The sequence below is a fragment of the Anaerotignum sp. genome (assembly GCF_017483025.1).
Classification (GTDB): Bacteria; Bacillota; Clostridia; order Lachnospirales; family Anaerotignaceae; genus Anaerotignum_A.
On the sequence record NZ_JAFUMA010000054.1, the window covers coordinates 25,352 to 44,227 of the forward strand.

Sequence of the window (18,876 nt, forward strand, 5' to 3'; positions counted from 1 at the left end):
GATTTTTACAAGGAAACCGGGCAATTTTAACCCTTAAAATTCCCTTAATTTTTTATTTGATATTGACTGCTTCGTAAGCCACATTTCCATCCTTCACGCGGAAACGCAGCATGGTGTAATTCTGGTTTACTGTGCCGTCTGCCTTCCAAAGGTTTGGCAGGTTGATATAACGTACGCCATCCTTTGTGGAAACCCAATAGCTTGTGTTGTAGCAGGAGATGACAAAGACCTTTTTCCCCTGTTCCACATATTTATTCAGAATCGCGCGGAAATAGCTTGTTTCCGCCGCAGATGTAAAATCGGAAGGTGTTTTATCCATCACCAGAACGATGGTATCGTTACCTGCATTCTCAATATCCCTTGTGAAGCTTGCCCACTGGGTAGGGTCTGTAGCTGTGATGCCGCCCTTTGCCGCAGAGATCATCGCCAGGCTCACGCCGCCCCTGTTCAGGAAACGATAGCCGCCTGTCCAGCTGAGGGAATCCAGCTTCTTCGCAGACTGGATATCATTTGCACCGCCGTAGATGGCAACGCTGGCATTGGCATCCACATAGGATTTCACCTTGCTTCTTGCGCTGTTGTATGTTTCAGCTGTAATTTCTTTCTCTCCTGTGTAAGCGATCTTGCCCGCTACGTTGAAGTAATATGCGCCGTCATTTTTCTTTGTCACTGTCTGGTTCAGCACATCCTTTGCCGCTGTGGCTGTGGGTGCTTTCACCGCTGTAGTATTGCCGACAGTTACTGTGATATAAGCAACTACACCATCTTTTTCACACTTGATGTAGGTAGAACCTTCTTTTTTCGCTGTGAAAACATTGCCGGAAACAGAGCCGATGCTGGAATCCCCCACAGTATATTTCGTGCTGGTAGATGCCCAGTAGGAGAAGCCATCCTGGTCATAGGCATTCATGGCGATCGTTGCTGTTTCGCCCGCCTTTGTCAGCTTGATGCTGTCGCTGGTGGGTTTCAGTCTTGCCACCTTGCCGCTGACAACGCTGGTCTGATATGCCACCATATCGTCATACATTGCTGTCACCGCAAATGTGCCGCTGGTGCTGGGGGTGAATACATAGCCATTCCATGTACCTTTTACGCCAATGGCTTCCATTTTCACTGCGCTGGCAGGAATTTCGATACGATTGTAGTATTTATCCAGCCCATATACAGTAAAGGCGATCTCTTTCCCTGCTAAAGTTCTTGTCATGGAAGGCTGAATAGCAATCTGTTCCACTTTGCCTTTCTTTGCATTCTGGAAAATGCCGACAGCGTTGATGACTTTTCTTTCGGAGCCTTCGGAAACTTCATTCTGTACGGTCAAAGAAGAATTTTCTGTAGTCTTTGCGACCATCGTAGAGGAGCCGCCGCCGTCCAGATGCATAGCTTCATAGGCACCGTATTCCTGCATCAGAAGGCCCATTTCCCAGTGGGTTGCGCCGATGCTGTCGCCTCTGCCGTCAACGACCATGAAAATAGCTGTGTTACCGTCCTTGGAAACACCAAAAGCCGTTCTGGGCTGTCTGCCTGCGGCAACGATGGAGTTCACTGTAGTGATCTTGCCATCCACCAGCAGTTTGCCGCCGCCGCCAAAGGATGTTTCAATTTCGTCTAAGTCAACGGAAGAAGTGATATCCAGTGTGATTTTGTCCCCTGCTTCAAACATGTATGCCGCATTGGTGCGATAATCGCCGCTCATCACGATCAGATAGCCATCTTCGGGTACGGTTACGGTTTCACCCTTCTGAGAAACGTATGTAATTTCATCATCTTCCACTACGAATTTCACCAGATTTTCGAAACGTTTATCCAGGCTGGATGTATCCTTCATGGCATTTCTGTCCAGATAAATAGGGAATACCATGGAAGTTACTTTATTCAGGGATGCCAGTTCGATCATCTTTTTCTCATTGCCGAATTTGGCTGTCATGGTGAAATAATCGAAGAAGGGGTTGCCGTCCTCATCCATGAAGAAGGCCGCATACTGCCCTTCACTCTTATTCAGACTCGTCCCCGCGGAAATCACTTCGCCATCACGGACGATAGGGCCGAATGCCGCGGAATAGGAACCGCTCAAGCCGAAGAAGTCAGAGTTTACCCCTGCCACAGCGCCATTGTCGGTCAGCAGTTTCTTTACTGTTTCTTTCAGACCATAATCCCCTGTGGTTTCCACTTCCTTGATTTCCAGTGTGCTTTCCGTCAGGTCGACCTTCAGCACATGGATATTCTGGATACCTGCGTCCGTCATACGGCTGCTTTTTTCGTATGTCACCCCACGGGTCACTGTTTTTTCTGTTTTCTGGTCATAATAAGTCGTTGCCGCATAGGCTGTTTCCTCCCCGAAATAACTCAGGGGAGAAAGCAGCATCATCGCCGCCAGAGCCATCCCCATGGCCCGCTTCGCCAGCTTTTTGTTTCTGTTCATTCCCTCATCTCCTTATCAAAATACCTTTTTATTCAGACGGAACTCTTCTCCAAAAGTTCCACGAATTTTCTAATTATGTAAATCATCATAACATAAAAGACTGCACTTTTGTTCATTTTCAGAAAAATTTAAGAAAACTGTAAAAATTAAAAAGGGACACGAAACCTCGTGTCCACAAAATCATTCTTTCACTACTTCGATTTTTTCAATGCCATAGGCATTAAAAAGTTCCACCATTTCCCCTGTGATCTCTTCCCCGCTGGCCGCAATGGGAATGGCAGGCGGGCAGGAAACGCAGGGACTGGCACAGATGCGCCCTACGGCATCTTCGATCGCTACTTCTTCCCATTGGCTGAACATAGCTTCTCTGATTTTCATTCTCTGCTTCGGCAGGATCAACGGCATCTGCACTGCCGTGATTTCTTCTTTTGCCTGCAGGCTGCTCAATGCAGAAAGGATTTTTTCAAAATCTCTGTCTCTGTTTTCCGGTGTTGCCATCAGTACCACTGCGTCCAGATCGGCAAATTCACATTCTACGTCATTTTTCCGCAGCATTTCGGCAACTTCTTCCCCTGTATAGCCCATTTTGCCTGTGAAAATGGTCAGTTTCAAAGGGTCGCCGTCCATGATTTCCCACCCCTGTTTTTGCAGGAATGTTTTCACTGCCGCCACTTTTTCGATGGTCGCCGCCAGTTTTTCGGGATAGCCGTCCGCCAGATATTCGTTGCATTTATCCAGAGACTGCATAATTAAATAAGAAGGACTAGTAGAGCCAAAAATCTCCATGGCTTTTTTCGCCTGATGGCCTACCTTTTCTGCCCATTCTTCGGACAACTGCAGATAGGCACCGCCCGTCAGCACAGGCAGGGTCTTATGGGCAGAGTCGCAGCTCATGGCCGCCCCTAAGTCTATCGGGTGTTTGGAGGGCTGCAAAAATTTCAGATATGCCCCGTGGGCGTTATCCACCAGCAGAGGGATGCCCGCTTCTTTGCAGACTGCAGCCAAAGCCTTGATATCGGGGGAATATCCCAGATAATCGGGCGCAGTGATATAAACCGCAAAAGGCTTCTGTTTCATTTCTGCCAGTTTTTCTCCCACCTGTTCCGCCGTGATGGGGCAGGTGCAGAGGGAACTTCTCTCCCCTTCTTCCGGCATTAGCCATTCCACATCCAAGTCCATCAACGCACAGCTGTAGAGGAACGCCTTGTGGGCATTTCTTGCCGCCAGAACGACAGGTCTTTCGCCTGTTCGTTCTGCCCCCTGCAATGCTAAAAACAGCATAGCACGGATGCACTGGGAAGAACCTTCTGTCCCATAAATCGTCTTGCCAAACTCAAACAGTTTCCCTGCATTGGCTTCGCTTTCCGCAATGATGCCTTCCGCATCATAAAGTTCATCGGCCCCTCTGATTTCCGTGATATCCATTTTTTCGCAGCCCAAAAAGGACACGCCCTTGTGTCCCGGCATATGGAGACGGGCCGTGTCCTTTTTCGCATAGCTATTCACAAAATCGCAAATAGGTGTTTTCATTATAAGCCTTCCTCAGCTTCCGCTACTTTCATCATAATAGCGCATTCAATTCTCTTCTTGAACAGATCACAGCCATATTCATAGATGCCTGTGATGCTGCCTGTTGCATGGTAAGCGTTTGCCGCACAGCCGCCGGAGCAATACAGTTTTGCCCAGCAATCGTTACAGCCTTCTCTGGCGTAAGCATTACAGCATTTGAATTCATTCTGTACTTCGTGATTTGTCACGCCTTTCCAGATATCGCCCATGCTATATTTTTCATCGCCAACGAACTGATGGCAGGGGTACAGTTCCCCCCAGGGGGTAACCGCCATGTATTCTGTACCGCTGCCGCAGCCGGAAATTCTCTTATAGATGCAAGGGCCATGTTCCAGATCCAGCATATAGTGGTAGAAAGTGATGGGCTTGCCGTCACGTTTTCTCTGTAGCATTTCCTTCGCCAGAATTTCATACTGTTCAAACAGGATGGGTTTGTCCTCTTCTGTCAGGGCATAAGGGTCTGCAGGGTCGCAAACAACGGGTTCCATGCTCAGTTCTGTAAAGCCCAGATCTGCCATGTGGAACAGGTCTTTTGTAAAGTCCACGTTGTTGTGTGTGAATGTACCGCGCATGTAGTAGTTCTTGTCGCCGCGTTTTTTCACGAATTCCTGGAATTTAGGCACGATGGTATCATAGCTGCCCTTGCCTGCATAATCCACACGCAGGTGATCATGGACTTCTTTTCTGCCATCCAGAGACAGTACCACGTTGTGCATTTCCTTGTTGGAATATTCGATGACCTCATCATCGATCAGCATACCATTCGTTGTCAGTGTAAAACGGAAGTTTTTGTTATGAATTTTTTCCTGCTCTCTTGCGTATTCCACCACCTGTTTTACTACATCCCAGTTCATCAGGGGTTCGCCACCAAAGAAGTCTACTTCCAGATTTCTTCTTGTGCCGGAATTTTCGATCAGGAAATCGATGGCTCTTTTACCCACTTCAAAGCTCATCAGCGCGCGTTCGCCCTGATATTTGCCCTGGCTGGCAAAGCAGTAGGAGCAGTTCAGGTTGCAGGTATGCGCTACATGCAGGCACAGGGCCTTGATGACAGTATTTCTCGCCTTGAAATCAAAAGCAAGGCCTTCGTATGTATCAGGTGTCCACAGTTTGCCCGCTCTTCTCAACGCCACAACGTCATCGATGCATTCCTGCACATCTTCCGCTGTCACGTCGTCGTATTTTTTCAGCATGGCATCGATGATATCGCCCTGTGTATTTTCTCGAATCATGGAAATCACATCATAGGCCAGATCGTCCACGCTGTGGATGGAACCGCTGCAGGTATCCAGCACGATGTTGTAACCATTCAGTTTATATTGATGTACCATTTCTATTTACCTCTTATCTATGCACGAAAAAAGGGCTGTTTTCCCACAGCCCTTTTTAGGTTTTCTCATTTTAATTTGCGATTACTGTTTTTCGCAAGGCTGGTTAGCTACGCCACAAGATGTTTTGCAAGCGGACTGGCAAGATGTCTGGCATTCGCCGCAGCCACCGTTCTGTACGGATTTGTTCAGGTCGCGAGTTGCGATAGTTTTGATTCTGCTCATATCATTTACCTCCCCTAAAAGTTAATGGTTTTTTGTTGAATAATAAGTTCTTTCCCATTATACCCCAACAGTTTAAAATAATCAAGTTAAACCTTTCTGGCAAGATCCTTCATCCACTGCACGAAGAACTCCCTGTCCGCATCAAAGGCAAAATGGCAGTTTCTGGGTTTATCCACAAAGGCTCTGGGGTCAACGATGGTCTGCCCGTCCGCAAAGCCGCCGCTGAAATCAATATCCACTCTTGTAAAGAGCAGGTCTTTCAGCGCTTCAGGATACGCCACGGCGCAAACCGCCAATGCATCATGTACAGGGGCAGAATCGATGCGTTCCATGGGCTGCAGCTGGCTGTATGCCATGATTCTGTGGTCTGTAAAATCTGCCACGGCATCGCCTACAGGGTTGCCCATGGCTCTGAATTCTTTTGTATCATCTGTGCTGACACAAGCGTTATGTGTGGCATCCAGAGGCACCATGCGGATAGGAACGCCGCTGTCCATGACGATCTGTGCCGCTTCGGGGTCGTGCCAGATGTTGAATTCGGATGCGGGTGTGCTGTTTGTTCTGCGGCAGCCACCGCCCATCATCACGATTTCTTTGATCTTGCCGCAGATCTCAGGCTGGATACGCATTGCCATAGCCAGGTTTGTCAGAGGGCCAACAGGCACCAGTGTGATATCACCGTCGCTCTTCATCAGCGTGTCAATATAATAGAACACTGCATGTTCCTTTTCCACCTTGCTTGTGGAAGCAGGGATATCCAGATATTCTGTGTGCATGCTCACGTCTTCCTTCATATCGCCCACTTTTGTGCGCACGCCTTTGAAACCGCCATGTCTGTTGGGGTTCAGGTTGCATACCATGGCTTCGCCACAGCCCTTATACACAGGGAAATCCGCTTTCAGCAGGTCTTTCACACGCAGGGTGTTTTCTGTGGTATTTTCCAGGGGCTTATTGCCCACAACAGTACAAACCGCCAGCAGGTCGATTTTTTCTTCCAGATAAGCCATCATAATAGCAACGGCATCATCCGTACCTGTATCTACATCGAGAATGATTTTGATTTTATCGCTCATATCGTTCATCCTTTCTTTTTCTAGTTCCTGTTAAAATCATCATACTACTTTTTCGTCCATTTTCATAGATTGAAATAACTCAACTTTCAGGAGGGATTTTATGAAGCGAATCCTCTCACTTTTCTTATCCTTTGGTCTGCTTTTCACCATTGCCGCCTGCAATCGGGAAGAACCTATGACAGAACTGGAATCCATCCAGAAGCAGCTGGCAGAAATGGAGGGCTATGCCTGCACCGCCACCCTGACCCGTTCTTCCCACAAGGGCGAGCAGACCTATGAAACCAAACAATTTTACAAATCTACCGGCGAATACCGACTGGAGCTGACCGCACCCGAAAATGTAGCCGGCAATTACACCGTTTTCGACGGGGAACGCATCTGCCAGTACAATCCCAAACTGGACAGCAGTATCATCAAGGACGTACCCGAATCCCAGCACAGAAATGAATTGTTCTTAGGCCAATTCGTCTCCAACTACATGCAATCCGAAGGGGTCAGCGTGGAGACCGCTGCTCTGGATGAATCCAAATGTATTGTTCTGGAAGCTGTCATCCCCGGCAATGACGCTGCCGTTTCCACAGAAAAGCTTTGGGTAGACCGGGAAACACAGCTGCCCGTCCGCTTCGTCATTTACGATGCAGAAGGAAACCAACGCTACTGTATGGATTATCACGAATTCGAATTCAATCCTCAGTTCGATGAAGCCCTTTTCACCATAGAGGAATAAACCGCCCTGTTTCTGTCCATACTGAGAACAGTCAGCAGGGAAGTTTTTCAAATCCTACATATTTCTTCCGCCGCTGACCAATCCAAACAGCGGAGTGTGAGAACATGATCGTCAGACGAGGAGATATTTATTTTGCAGACCTGAGCCCCGTAGTGGGCAGCGAGCAGGGCGGTATCCGTCCTGTCCTCATCGTGCAGAATGACGTGGGCAATAAGCATAGCCCCACCGTCATCTGTGCCGCCATCACATCCCAAATGAATAAGGCAAAACTGCCGACCCATATCGCCCTTTCCTCCGCTGTCTATGCCCTGCCGAAGGATTCTGTTGTTCTTTTAGAGCAGATTCGAACGATAGATAAACAGCGGCTGAAGGAGAAACTCTGCCATCTGGATGATGCCATGATGCGAAGGGTCGATCAAAGCCTTATCATCAGCCTGGGATTAAAATAAAAAGAGACTACGTCCATAGGAGCGGGAACCATGAATCACTCTCTTATTGGATGTGTCTCTTTTTCTATTGCTATCATAACAGGTTTCAGTGTAAAATAATATGAGAAATCTCACACCGATTTGAAAGGAGGATGGCTATGAAAGAACTGGACGACCTGCTGGCTTGTTTTTCCTTTGATATCCGCCCTTATCTCACCAAGAAGACCTTCGAACCCGGAGAAGTCCTCATTCAGGAAGGGGAATATCTTCACCATTTATTCTACGTTGCCAAAGGCCGTATCAAATCCCATACGACCCATGCCAACGGCAAGGTCTCCCTTATCCGTTTCAGCGAAGCCCCCTTCTTTCTGGGGGAAATGGAGCTGCTGAATCCCAGCATGCCCGCCCGCGGCGCCACTGCCATCTCCACCTGCACCTGCTTTGTCATCGACACCACCAAGTGCGGAAAACAATTGCTGGAAGATGTCAAATTCCTGCGCCATCTCTGCCTCTACCTTTCCGAAAAAAGCTTCGAAACGGTCTCCCATTATTCCCAAAGCCTTGCCTATCCTCTGGAAAACCGCCTTGCCGCCTTTCTGCTGATGGCCGCCCGGGATGGCGTTTATCGGGAAAAACACACGGAAGCGGCAGAATATCTGGGGGTGACCTATCGCCATTTCCTCTATGTGCTGGCGGATTTCGGGAAAAAGGGATATATTAAAAAAACACCCCAAGGCTATATTTTAAAAAATATTCCCGCTTTACAGGCATTGGAAGATGAGATACGCCCGCCGGAAAAAGAAACGAGCATAAAAAGAAAGCCTCGAACATAATGTTCAAGGCTTTTTCTGTTTCTATCTTATTTTCTTCTGGTCTTGCCGCTGCTCACCAGCACCAGCCACAGGAAATACAGCAGGATAAATACGACTGTAAAAACCACTACCTGCTTCAAATTTACCGCCGTTCCGGTGATGAGCATGAAACCGTGGTAAAAAATGCTGCAGATACAGCCGGATTTTACCGCACGGATAAAAAGTTCAGCTAAATTCATATCATTTCTCCTATCATTTGCAAGTCAAACCATGGACATGGTTATGTACTCTCTGGATCAGGATATCCAAAGCCACCACATTCTGTCCACCTTCCAGCACGATCAGGTCTGCCGCCCGTTTGCTGGGCTCTACGAACTGCTCATGCATGGGTTTTACCGTTGTCAAATACTGATTTACCACAGATTCCAGACTTCTGCCTCTTTCCTCAACGTCTCTCAGAATACGTCTCAGAATACGCACGTCCGCATCGGTATCCACAAAGATCTTGATATCCATCTGATTTCTCAGGAATTCATTCTGGAAGATCAGGATGCCCTCTACGATGATGACCTTTGTAGGGTTCACGATCATCATTTCATCGGAACGATTATGCACCGTAAAATCATACACAGGACATTCGATGCTTTTGCCCTCCTTCAGCGCCTGGATATGCTCGATCATCAGGTCTGTGTCGAAGGCATCGGGATGGTCATAGTTCAAAAGACAACGCTCTTCGTATGTCATTTCATCGTGGCGCTTGTAGTAGTTATCGTGATAGATCACAGTCACGTCATCGCCAAAGCGTTCCTTCAGGCGATTGGTCAGGGTCGTTTTGCCGTTGCCTGTTCCCCCTGCAATGCCAATGATCATAATATCTTTCATACCGTTTCCTCCTTATCAGGATTCGTTTGTACCAAGGATGATGCGGATATCTGCGCTGCCCACTTCATCGGATGCCAGTTCCACTTTTGCATTGTCGAAATATTTCACCAGGTCTTCACCAGCGCCTTCGGTTTTCACCTGGATACGGGTGTAATTCACCTGTTCTCCGTGATATGTGGTAGGTTCTGTCAGGGTAAATCCTTCGCCTTTCAAAAGTTCTGTGAATCTGCCCGCCAGACCGGCAACTTCGCCGCCGTTGGAAACCTCGATCTTCAGGCTCTTGCTGTCGATGGTGCCGTCTTCATTCACTTCCGGTGCCACATTGTAGAAAATGCGGTCTACCATTTCCGTCGTTGCAGCAGGGTCATGGATAAAGTAGGATACACCGCCCACATACTGGCCCGCACCGGGCAGAGTCTCCATGGAAAGCTTGTCCATATCTATCTTCGTAATATAATTTGCATATTTCAACGCATCAGACAGGCTGATATCTGTTTTTACATATTTATACATAACCTCGATATAGTCGCCCAGGTTCTTTACGATGCTTTCTGTGCTCAGCACCTTTTCGGCCAGCGCTCTCAGAAACAGCTGCTGCACCTGAATACGGCCCACGTCGCCATCGGCATAACGGCGGAAACGCACCAACTGCAGGGCTTTGTTGCCATCCAGCGTCTGCAGACCTTTTTTCAGGTTGATGGTGATATCCCCTGTGTCGCTCATATCCCAGTGCATATCCTGGGGAACATCCACTTCTACGCCGCCGACCGCATCTACGATTTCAACCAGCGCTTCAAAGTTTATCTTTACATAATGGTCGATCTTGATACCCAGCAGATCTTCCAGCTGCAGCATCGCTGCTTCAGGGCCATTTTCCTTGCCGCCGAAGGCATGCACTGCGTTGATCTTCGTTACGCCATAGCTGCCTCCCAGCAAATCTTCCACCTCGTCACATACATTGACACGGGTATCTCTGGGAACGGAAACCAGGCTCAGGCTTTCCTGGGCGCTGTCGTAATGAACGACAAACATGACGTCCGTTCTGGTTTCGTCCGCATCCACCCCGAATACCGCCACGTTCATTTTGATATTCTTACCCAACAGGGCATCCAGAATATTCATATCTGCCGCATCTGTCGTGATACCCATGTTAGAGAAGGGCATATTACCTGTCACTTTATAGTAAGCGAAGCATGCGCCCCCCGCCAGGATCACAAATACCATCACGATGGAACATACGATCTTTAAAAATGTCTTTACCGGATTGAATGGTTTTCTTTTTTTCGGATTTCTTCTTCTACTCATCGGATCCCTCACTCATTCGTCGTCAATTCATCATCGTTCATCTGCACATCTTCTACAGGTTCGATCCCATGGATGCGCCAGTCGATCAGCTCTTTGAGCCCTTCTTCATCGATATCGTAATAAGAACCGCCTTCCCCGGGCACCGTATCGCTGGTGATCTTCGCAGGGTCAAGGTCTTTTACATATTTTACATATTTCAGCGCTTCCGATACAGAAATATTACTTTCTGTGCAATCCAGCGCAACTTTCACCAGATCATCCAGATTGTTCATCAACGTCTCAGAGCTGCATACTTTTTCGATCAGCGCCTGGATAAACTGCTGCTGCACCTCGATACGTTTCAGGTCTTTCTGGGCATAGCCTTCACGGAAACGAACCAGCTGTTCCGCCTTTTCCCCATCCAGATGCTGCGTGCCGGGATACAAATCGATATACAGATCCTGATAAGGGTCTACATAATACAGTCTGTCTTCTACATTGAAATCTACACCGCCTACAGCGTCAACGATCTCTCTGAATGCAGACAAGTCTACCTTTACATAGTAATCGATCTTGATATCCAGCAGATCTTCCAGCATCGTTACGGAGAAAGTGCAGCGGTTGTCGTTGCCCGCATAGGCATGTACCTCTGTCAGCTTACACTGGCCGTAAACACCGTTGCGGTTGGGCACATAAGCATCATTATCTTCCAGATATTGGATCATATCATCCGTCATCGTTACTCTTGTATCTCTGGGAACAGAGATGAAATGCAGATCTTTCGTCTTCGTATTGAAACTTGCCACCATATTGACATCGGCGCGGAACCCATCCTCGTCGGTACCGAAAATCGCCACATTAATGATTTCTTCCACCTTTTCCTGATCAGATGTGGAAACCACAAAATCGGAATTTTCCGCCTTGCTGTCCCATTTATCCATCATGACCCAAACCTTCGCAGCAGCGTATGCACCGATCAGCAGCAAAATCAGCGCGATCACGATCAGGATGCTTCTGCGGCGTCTTTTTTTCTGCTCTGCCTTGCGGCGAGACATCCTTCTGCCCTGGGCCACTCTTCTGGGGTCGATATAGGTCTGTTCCTCATACACTACCCTCTGCTGTTCTTCGGGGTAAGGGGTGCGGGTCTGTCTGCGGCGCACCTGACGCTGACGCAGCTCCATATCCATATCATCGTAGGGTCTGCGGCGTCTTCTGTATTCTCTTTTTTCACCCATGATTCTATTCTCCTCTTTTCAGAGTTTCTTCTCAAATATATATTTATTTCTTTGCAACCCTTTAATTATAGCAAATCCGACAAACCATGACAACAACAGAATGGGATATCCTTCCACTTTTTCGCCATTTTTGCCCTTTTGCACGGATTTCTTTTAAAATTCATGCTTTTCCTATTTTATTATACACCATTTCGCCCCCATGAAAAGGTACAAAATTCTTAATTTTCCAGCCTTGCTCCCCCCGTCTTTCTTTACTTTTCCGACAAATTCTCGTATAATCCGTATTTGTAAGAACAAAATCCATCCGAAGGAGGCATATATATGAAGGAACAGGATTCTGAAAAAGTTTCTGTTTTATATAAGGTAAAGAAATTCCTGACCACACCCCAGGGCATTGTCGCAGCGCTGCTTGTGGCATCCGTTGTCATCACCGGCCTGGTCTATCTCATCACAACAACAAAAATTTTGCACGTTGGCTGGAAAATTTTGCATGCCCCTACCATGCTGCTGCTGAATATCCTGCCAGTGCTTCTGATGTTGCTGCTGCTGTTTTTTCTGACGAAGAAGCTCTTCTTCTCCGTCAGCGTCACAGGGGTCGTCCTCATTTTCTTCGCCATCGCAGACCGCATCAAGGTCTCCATGCGCCAGGAACCCCTGCTGCCTACCGACCTGACTCTGGTAAAAGAGGTCGCTGCCATTCTGCAGACCTTTCCCATCTATCAGCTGGTGCTGATCGGCGTGATGCTTGTCCTTTTTGTAGTGCTGCTGGTGCTGAGCTTCAAAAAATCCAAAAGTGTGACGCTGGCTGCTGCGCCTCGCATCGTCGGTATCATTCTGGTCATCGTCTGCGCCTTTGGTGCTAACCAGCTCTGGTATGCGGATAAGGCTCGCTATGACGCTTACCCTACCGTAGATAACCCCTATTTCCAGGTAAATCAGTACAACACCCGCGGGATGATCTATTCCTTCCTGCATCAGTTCAATATCACCCAGATGGAAGCGCCCGAAGGCTATGATGCAACCTATTTCGCAGAAAAAGAAAATGTAAAATGGGCTGCCCCCGAAGGGAAAGAATATCCTCACATCATTATGATCATGGGGGAAGCCTTCTCCGATCTAAGCGAAAATGAACATCTGGATTTCACAGGCTATCGTGACCCTCTGCAGAATTTCAAGGCTATCTGTGCCGATGAAAACGCCGTCAGCGGCCATATTGCTGTAGCAAATTTCGGCGGCGGTACCTCCAATACGGAATACGACGTGCTGACTGGCTGTGCGACCCGCTATCTGGACAGTTCTCTGCCATCCTATAACTTCATCCACAGCGATTTTGACGGCATGCCCCGTCAGCTGGGTCTGCTGGGCTATGAAACGTTGTCCATCCATCCCGGCTACGCCTGGTTCTATAACCGTCAGAATGTTTACCCCGATCTTGGCTTCGAAACCTGCTATTTCCTGGAGGATTCCTTTGACCTGGCTACCCAGGGTATCGGCGGTTATATCAATGAAGAAGTCACCATGGATAAGATCATTGAAACACTGGATACCCACATTCAGGAGAAGGATACCCCTCTTTTCTCCTTCACTGTGACCATCCAGAACCATGGCCCCTATGAAAAGAAATACGGCACTCTGCCTGCCAATTTCTCCACCGATGTAGAACTGGATGAAAATCAGACAGATCTGCTGACCCAGTATTTCCAAGGCGTTATCGATGCCGATGAACAGATCGGCCGTTTGAAGGAATACGCAGAAAATTCCCAAGAACCCATCGTATTGGTCTACTTCGGCGACCACCTGCCCGGCTTCTCCAATGGTATGGAATTTTTCGACCTGCTGGATTATCCCATCAATGCCAATGGCACTCCCGAAGAACAGCTAGCGGTTTATGAAACGCCCTTTTTCATCTGGCAAAACGACAGCGCCAAAGCCATGAGCGATGCCAAAGCCAATGCAGAGGCTATGAACGTTCCCGAACTGATCAGCTCTCAGTTCCTGGGTACTACCATGCTGGATCTGTTAGAGATCGACTGTCGCTCCCCTTTGTATGCGCTGAATAATGAATTGCGCAAAGAACTGCCAGTCTGTGCAAAAAATATTTACGTTGACAGAGAAGGTAATTATACAGAAGCCATTTCTGAAGAACAGCAGGAAATGGTTCGAACTATCAAAAACTGGCAGTATTACAAGCTTTTCGACGAAAAGCTGTCCTGACTTTACAAAAACAAGTTTCATGCCAGGAAAATTATTCCTGGCATTTTTTCTTTAAAATAAACTTTTATTACTCAGACATAAGACATGGTTCCCCTCGTTTTTACTTGAAAAATTACCTCTAAATTCCCATATTTTTACATTTATGTTATAAATTCCATGTTAAAATTTACCATTTCGTATAGAAAATTGAGCCTAAAAATCCCGTTGTTTTTTATCTTTTTTGGATGTTTCTTAACATTGTATTTATTTTAATACATACTTATGAACAAAAAATTGGCTGTTTTTTTCAAATTTTTATTGAAATTATTTAACATATGAGGTAAAATATGTTTGATACGAAACGCTGGCGCGATTTTTATTTCCGTGGCTGATTTTTCACAGACAAGGAAATTTGAGGGAGGGAATCGCGGCAGCAGAAATGTTTCCCGTTACGAAACATTTCATATGAGGAATGGAATTTCCCATCCATCGCTATCATTATTATTATTTTCATGTAAGGAGGTATACTTATGTCTACAACTGAAAATCGTGTTGAGTTTGGTTCCAAGCTAGGTTTCATCCTGTCTGCGGCTGGTTCTGCTGTAGGTCTGGGTAACATCTGGAAATTCCCCGGCAAGGCTTATTTCTGCGGCGGCGGCGCTTTCCTGATCGTTTATCTGATCATCGTTGCTCTGGTAGGTACTACAGTAATGATGGCCGAGTTCACAGTTGGCCGTAAAACACACAAAAACGCAGTTGGTGCTCTGCGCGAACTGAATTCCAAATGGTCCTGGGTTGGTGGTCTGGGCGTTCTGACAGGCTTCATCATCCTTTGCTACTACTGTCAGGTTGGCGGCTGGGCAATCAAATATGTTGTTGCCTACATCACAGACGTTCATACAGTATGGGCTGATCCTATGGCCTACTTCGTGAACAACCTGCTGGGTGCTGATGGTTCCTTCCCTCTGCAGGGTGCTATCATCTACCCTCTGATCTTCCTGATCCTGACAGCATACATTATCAGCCATGGTACAGCTGGTATTGAAAAAATGTCTACCATTTTGATGCCCGTACTGTTCATTCTGCTGATCGGTCTGATGATCCGTGCCTGCACACTGCCCGGCGCTGATGAAGGTCTGAAATACTTACTGCACGTTGACTTCTCCACAATCGACGGCGTTGCAATTCTGACTGCTTTGGGTCAGGCATTCTTCTCCCTGTCCCTTGGTATGGGCGTTATGATCACATACGCTTCCTACCTGTCCCGCGAAGACAACCTGGTTTCCAATACAGGTATTGTTTGCGTACTGGATACATGCGTAGCTCTGTTCGCAGGCTTCATGATCATCCCCGCTGTATTCGCTACAGGTATTGCTCCCGGTATGGGCGGCGGCTTCGGTTTCGCTACTCTGGCAGGCGTATTCATGGCAATCCCTGGCGGTCAGTGGATCGGTATGCTGTTCTACTTCCTGCTGTTCTTTGCAGCGATCACATCCTCCACTTCCATCCTGGAAGGCTCCATCGCATTCCTGGTTGAAGAAAAAGGCGTTGAACGTAAGAAAGCTCTGGTTGGTACATCCATCATCATCTTTATCGTTGGTGTTCTGTACACACTGTCTCAGGCTTATATGAACCTGAAAGGTATCTGGCTGTCCGGTTCCGGCGTAACATTCCCTATCTTCGGTGACTTCCTGGAATACCTGACAGACAGACTGCTGCTGCCTCTGGGCGCATTCTTCACAACTCTGTTCGTAGGCTGGGTTTGGGGTACAGATAACTCCGTTGAAGAAGCTACATCCAATGGCAAATACAAATTTGGTCTGGCTCCTGCCTATAAATTCATTGTCAAGATCATCGACCCCATCGCAATCGGTGCGATCATCGTCGCTGGTATGATGTTCGATATGGCTATTTCCTAATCAGAAATTTTTCTTGAAAAGAAACTGAAAAGTATATTTCTGCATAAGAAATTGTACACAAGATCGGAGGCTCCCCCTCCGATCTTCTTTTTTTGCTCGCATCTTTAGCATTTTTCACTCAAAATCTCAATTTTTTATTGTTTTTTTATTCATACCATACAATAGATTTTTATATTTTGCCATTATGTTAAGAGAAACGACCCTAAATCTTAACGGTTTTTTTATGGATATTTATATGTTTTTAAGATATTCTAGCTGTAGGAAAAGACTGTAAATAATTGGAAGAACATACATTTTCTTCTTTTTCAGGGCATTTGGCCCATCAGACATCAGACAAACTGTAGGAGGGACAGTTCTGTAATGTATGAAAAAGAAGCCATCATCATACATATTACGTATGTACTTCTGAGCATTTCTCCCTATCCTGGGAAACAACCTTGTTTCCGCACAATTGTTCTTTTGTAAAGGAGGTATACTTATGTCTACAACTGAAAATCGTGGTCAATTTGGTTCCAAGCTAGGTTTCATCCTGTCTGCTGCCGGTTCTGCTGTAGGTCTGGGTAACATCTGGAAATTCCCCGGCAAAGCTTATTTCTGCGGCGGCGGCGCATTCCTGATCGTTTATCTGATCATCGTTGCTCTGATCGGTACAACAGTAATGATGGCCGAATTCACAGTAGGCCGTAAAACGCACAAAAATGCAGTTGGTGCGATGCGTGAACTGAACTCTAAATGGTCCTGGGTTGGTGGTCTGGGCGTTCTGACAGGCTTCATCATCCTGTGCTACTACTGCCAGGTTGGCGGCTGGGCAATCAAATATATCGTTGCCTACATCACAGACGTTCAGACAGTATGGGCTGATCCTACAGCTTACTTCCTGAACAACCTGCTGGGTGCTGACGGCACATTCCCTGTACAGGGTGCTGTCATCTATCCCTTCATCTTCCTGGCCCTGACAGCATACATTATCAGCCATGGTACAGCTGGTATTGAAAAAATGTCTACCATTCTGATGCCCGTGCTGTTCATCATGCTGATCGGTCTGATGATCCGTGCCTGCACACTGCCCGGTGCTGATGAAGGTCTGGCATACATGCTGCATGTAGATTTCTCTACAATCAATGGCGTTGCCATCCTGACAGCCCTTGGTCAGGCATTCTTCTCCCTGTCCCTTGGTATGGGTGTAATGATGACATACGCTTCCTACCTGTCCAATGAAGACAACCTGGTTTCCAACACAGCGATCGTATGTACTCTGGATACTATGGTAGCTCTGTTCGCAGGCTTCATGATCATCCCCGCTGTATTCGCTACAGGTATCGCTCCTGGTATGGGCGGCGGCTTCGGTTTTGCTACTCTGGCTGGTGTATTTATGGCTATCCCCGGTGGTCAGTTCGTCGGTATGCTGTTCTACTTCCTGCTGTTCTTCGCAGCCATCACATCTTCTACTTCCATCCTGGAAGGTACAATCGCATTCCTGGTTGAAGAAAAAGGCGTGGCAAGAAAGAAAGCTCTGGTTGTTACATCTGTCATTATCTTCATCGTCGGTGTTCTGTACACACTGTCTCAGGCTCATATGAACCTGAAAGGTATCTGGCTGTCCGGTTCCGGCGTAACATTCCCTATCTTTGGCGACTTCCTGGAATACCTGACAGACAGACTGCTGCTGCCTGCTGGTGCTTTCTTCACAACTCTGTTTGTTGGTTGGGTTTGGGGCACCGAAAACTCCATTCAGGAAGCAACATCCAATGGCAAATTCAAATTTAGCCTGGCACCTATTTATAAGGTTATCGTAAAATTCCTCGACCCTATCGCGATTGGTGCAATCATCGTAGCTGGTATGGTATTCGATATGGCTATTTCCTAATCGAAAGAATCCTGCCATAAAAATGGCTGAAAAATAAAGCGACGTTATACCGGGGAAGGGAAACCAACCCTCCCCGGCTTCCCTTCTCACACGTCACTTGATTACGCGGCAAAAGAAGGCGGCAACATTCAAATGAATGTTGCCGCCTTTCTTTTTTCTCTCTGCACCATAATCGGCAATTCCCATAGAATGGTTATTGTAAAATGTCCGAAGGAGGAAATTTCATGAAAGAAATGTGCAGAAACTTTGTCTGCAATCCCAACAGATGCCCCGCAGCACAGAAAAACAATATGCAACGCTCTGGGGCCTCCATGTCTGCAAGCCCCGCCGCTGTCACCCCTGATACAAGTATGGGGGACTGCAATACCTGCGTCATTGAACGAATCGGCCTGGCTCAGGCAATGGTACCTTTCCAGCCCTACGAAGCCCCTATGGAGCAGGAACAAAGCCTTGTCTGCGGCACAGCCTTTGCCGATCTGGCAATGCCCTATTGCTCCGGCTGGAATCTCTATCGCTTTAGAAGGGAGGCGAAATAATGGATCGTGATGAATTGTTAAAAACATTGATGGAACTGGATTTTCTCGCTGTAGACCTGGGTCTTTTTCTAAATACCCACCCCGACAATACTGAAGCCATCCAGGCATATAATCAAGTCATTACTGCTGCCGATGCTGTTCGTATGAAATATGAGGAAGCCTATGGCCCCTTGTGTTCTTTCCGCAGCTACGCAGCAAATACCCAGGATTGGCAGTGGAAGGATAATCCCTGGCCTTGGCAGACAGACGCTAATTTTTCTCTGGCAGGAAAGGAGTGTAAATAAATGTGGATCTATGAAAAGAAACTGCAATTTCCTGTAAAGATCACCCAGCCCGATGCTCGACTGGCAAAAATCATGATCGAACAATATGGCGGTGC

General features: G+C 47.2%; 18 protein-coding genes. 9 read left to right on the plus strand and 9 right to left on the minus strand.

Annotated features, from left to right (window positions below):
• Window positions 1-52: 52 nt before the first annotated feature.
• From IJ369_RS04570 to IJ369_RS04590, 5 genes are all read right to left on the minus strand, one after another.
• Window positions 53-2,419 (minus strand): phosphodiester glycosidase family protein, encoded by a 2,367-nt coding sequence (locus tag IJ369_RS04570; protein ID WP_290716523.1) that lies wholly within the window; start codon window positions 2,417-2,419, stop codon window positions 53-55.
• A 180-nt stretch (window positions 2,420-2,599) separates the two neighbouring features.
• A complete protein-coding gene (locus tag IJ369_RS04575; protein WP_290716524.1) occupies window positions 2,600-3,949 on the minus strand; it encodes an Orn/Lys/Arg family decarboxylase in 1,350 nt (449 codons plus the stop codon).
• Window positions 3,949-5,319, minus strand: a complete 1,371-nt coding sequence (scfB, locus tag IJ369_RS04580; RefSeq protein WP_290716527.1) for a thioether cross-link-forming SCIFF peptide maturase — start codon at window positions 5,317-5,319, stop codon at window positions 3,949-3,951. The genes IJ369_RS04575 and scfB overlap by 1 nt, the downstream gene beginning before the upstream one ends.
• 81 nt (window positions 5,320-5,400) lie before the next feature.
• Window positions 5,401-5,541, minus strand: a complete 141-nt coding sequence (gene scfA / locus IJ369_RS04585; RefSeq protein WP_016406981.1) for a six-cysteine ranthipeptide SCIFF — start codon at window positions 5,539-5,541, stop codon at window positions 5,401-5,403.
• 86 nt (window positions 5,542-5,627) lie between these two features.
• On the minus strand, window positions 5,628-6,614 hold the full coding sequence (locus IJ369_RS04590) for a nucleoside hydrolase (protein WP_290716534.1): 987 nt from the start codon (window positions 6,612-6,614) through the stop codon (window positions 5,628-5,630).
• 100 nt (window positions 6,615-6,714) lie between these two features.
• Between IJ369_RS04590 and IJ369_RS04595 the strand changes: the two genes are divergently transcribed.
• The 3 genes from IJ369_RS04595 to yeiL all read left to right on the plus strand — a co-directional run bounded on the left by IJ369_RS04595 (window position 6,715) and on the right by yeiL (window position 8,602).
• Window positions 6,715-7,341 (plus strand): LolA family protein, encoded by a 627-nt coding sequence (locus IJ369_RS04595; RefSeq protein WP_290716536.1) that lies wholly within the window; start codon window positions 6,715-6,717, stop codon window positions 7,339-7,341.
• A 104-nt stretch (window positions 7,342-7,445) separates the two neighbouring features.
• Entirely contained in the window at window positions 7,446-7,790 is a 345-nt protein-coding gene (locus IJ369_RS04600; RefSeq protein ID WP_290716539.1) for a type II toxin-antitoxin system PemK/MazF family toxin, read from the plus strand.
• A gap of 137 nt (window positions 7,791-7,927) precedes the next feature.
• Entirely contained in the window at window positions 7,928-8,602 is a 675-nt protein-coding gene (gene yeiL / locus IJ369_RS04605; RefSeq protein WP_290716541.1) for a transcriptional regulator YeiL, read from the plus strand.
• A 26-nt stretch (window positions 8,603-8,628) separates the two neighbouring features.
• Here the strand turns inward: yeiL and IJ369_RS04610 are convergent, their stop codons facing one another.
• The 4 genes from IJ369_RS04610 to IJ369_RS04625 are packed head-to-tail and all read right to left on the minus strand — an operon-like array spanning window position 8,629 to window position 11,982.
• Window positions 8,629-8,820 carry a hypothetical protein gene (locus IJ369_RS04610; RefSeq protein ID WP_290716544.1) on the minus strand — a complete coding sequence of 64 codons (192 nt, stop codon included), beginning with the start codon at window positions 8,818-8,820 and terminating at the stop codon, window positions 8,629-8,631.
• 13 nt (window positions 8,821-8,833) lie between these two features.
• Window positions 8,834-9,463, minus strand: a complete 630-nt coding sequence (gene udk, locus IJ369_RS04615; protein ID WP_290716546.1) for a uridine kinase — start codon at window positions 9,461-9,463, stop codon at window positions 8,834-8,836.
• A 15-nt stretch (window positions 9,464-9,478) separates the two neighbouring features.
• Window positions 9,479-10,768 (minus strand): LCP family protein, encoded by a 1,290-nt coding sequence (locus IJ369_RS04620; protein ID WP_290716548.1) that lies wholly within the window; start codon window positions 10,766-10,768, stop codon window positions 9,479-9,481.
• 8 nt (window positions 10,769-10,776) lie between these two features.
• The gene (locus IJ369_RS04625; RefSeq protein ID WP_290716550.1) at window positions 10,777-11,982 is read right to left on the minus strand and encodes an LCP family protein; all 1,206 of its coding nucleotides are present in this window, start codon (window positions 11,980-11,982) and stop codon (window positions 10,777-10,779) included.
• A 321-nt stretch (window positions 11,983-12,303) separates the two neighbouring features.
• Here IJ369_RS04625 and IJ369_RS04630 point away from each other — a divergent pair, with 321 nt between their 5' ends.
• From IJ369_RS04630 to IJ369_RS10900, 6 genes are all read left to right on the plus strand, one after another.
• Complete coding sequence (locus IJ369_RS04630; RefSeq protein WP_290716552.1) at window positions 12,304-14,196, plus strand: LTA synthase family protein; 1,893 nt, start codon at window positions 12,304-12,306, stop codon at window positions 14,194-14,196.
• A gap of 509 nt (window positions 14,197-14,705) precedes the next feature.
• Window positions 14,706-16,094: a sodium-dependent transporter gene (locus IJ369_RS04635; RefSeq protein WP_290716555.1), complete on the plus strand. Its 1,389-nt coding sequence runs from the start codon at window positions 14,706-14,708 to the stop codon at window positions 16,092-16,094.
• A 478-nt stretch (window positions 16,095-16,572) separates the two neighbouring features.
• Window positions 16,573-17,961, plus strand: a complete 1,389-nt coding sequence (locus IJ369_RS04640; protein WP_290716558.1) for a sodium-dependent transporter — start codon at window positions 16,573-16,575, stop codon at window positions 17,959-17,961.
• Window positions 17,962-18,185: 224 nt separating this feature from the next.
• Window positions 18,186-18,497: a spore coat associated protein CotJA gene (locus IJ369_RS04645; RefSeq protein WP_290716560.1), complete on the plus strand. Its 312-nt coding sequence runs from the start codon at window positions 18,186-18,188 to the stop codon at window positions 18,495-18,497.
• Window positions 18,497-18,781 (plus strand): spore coat protein CotJB, encoded by a 285-nt coding sequence (locus IJ369_RS04650; RefSeq protein WP_290716562.1) that lies wholly within the window; start codon window positions 18,497-18,499, stop codon window positions 18,779-18,781. Before IJ369_RS04645 ends, IJ369_RS04650 begins: the two co-directional genes overlap by 1 nt.
• A partial coding sequence (locus IJ369_RS10900) for a manganese catalase family protein (protein WP_290716566.1) occupies window positions 18,782-18,876 on the plus strand: 95 nt, incomplete at its 3' end.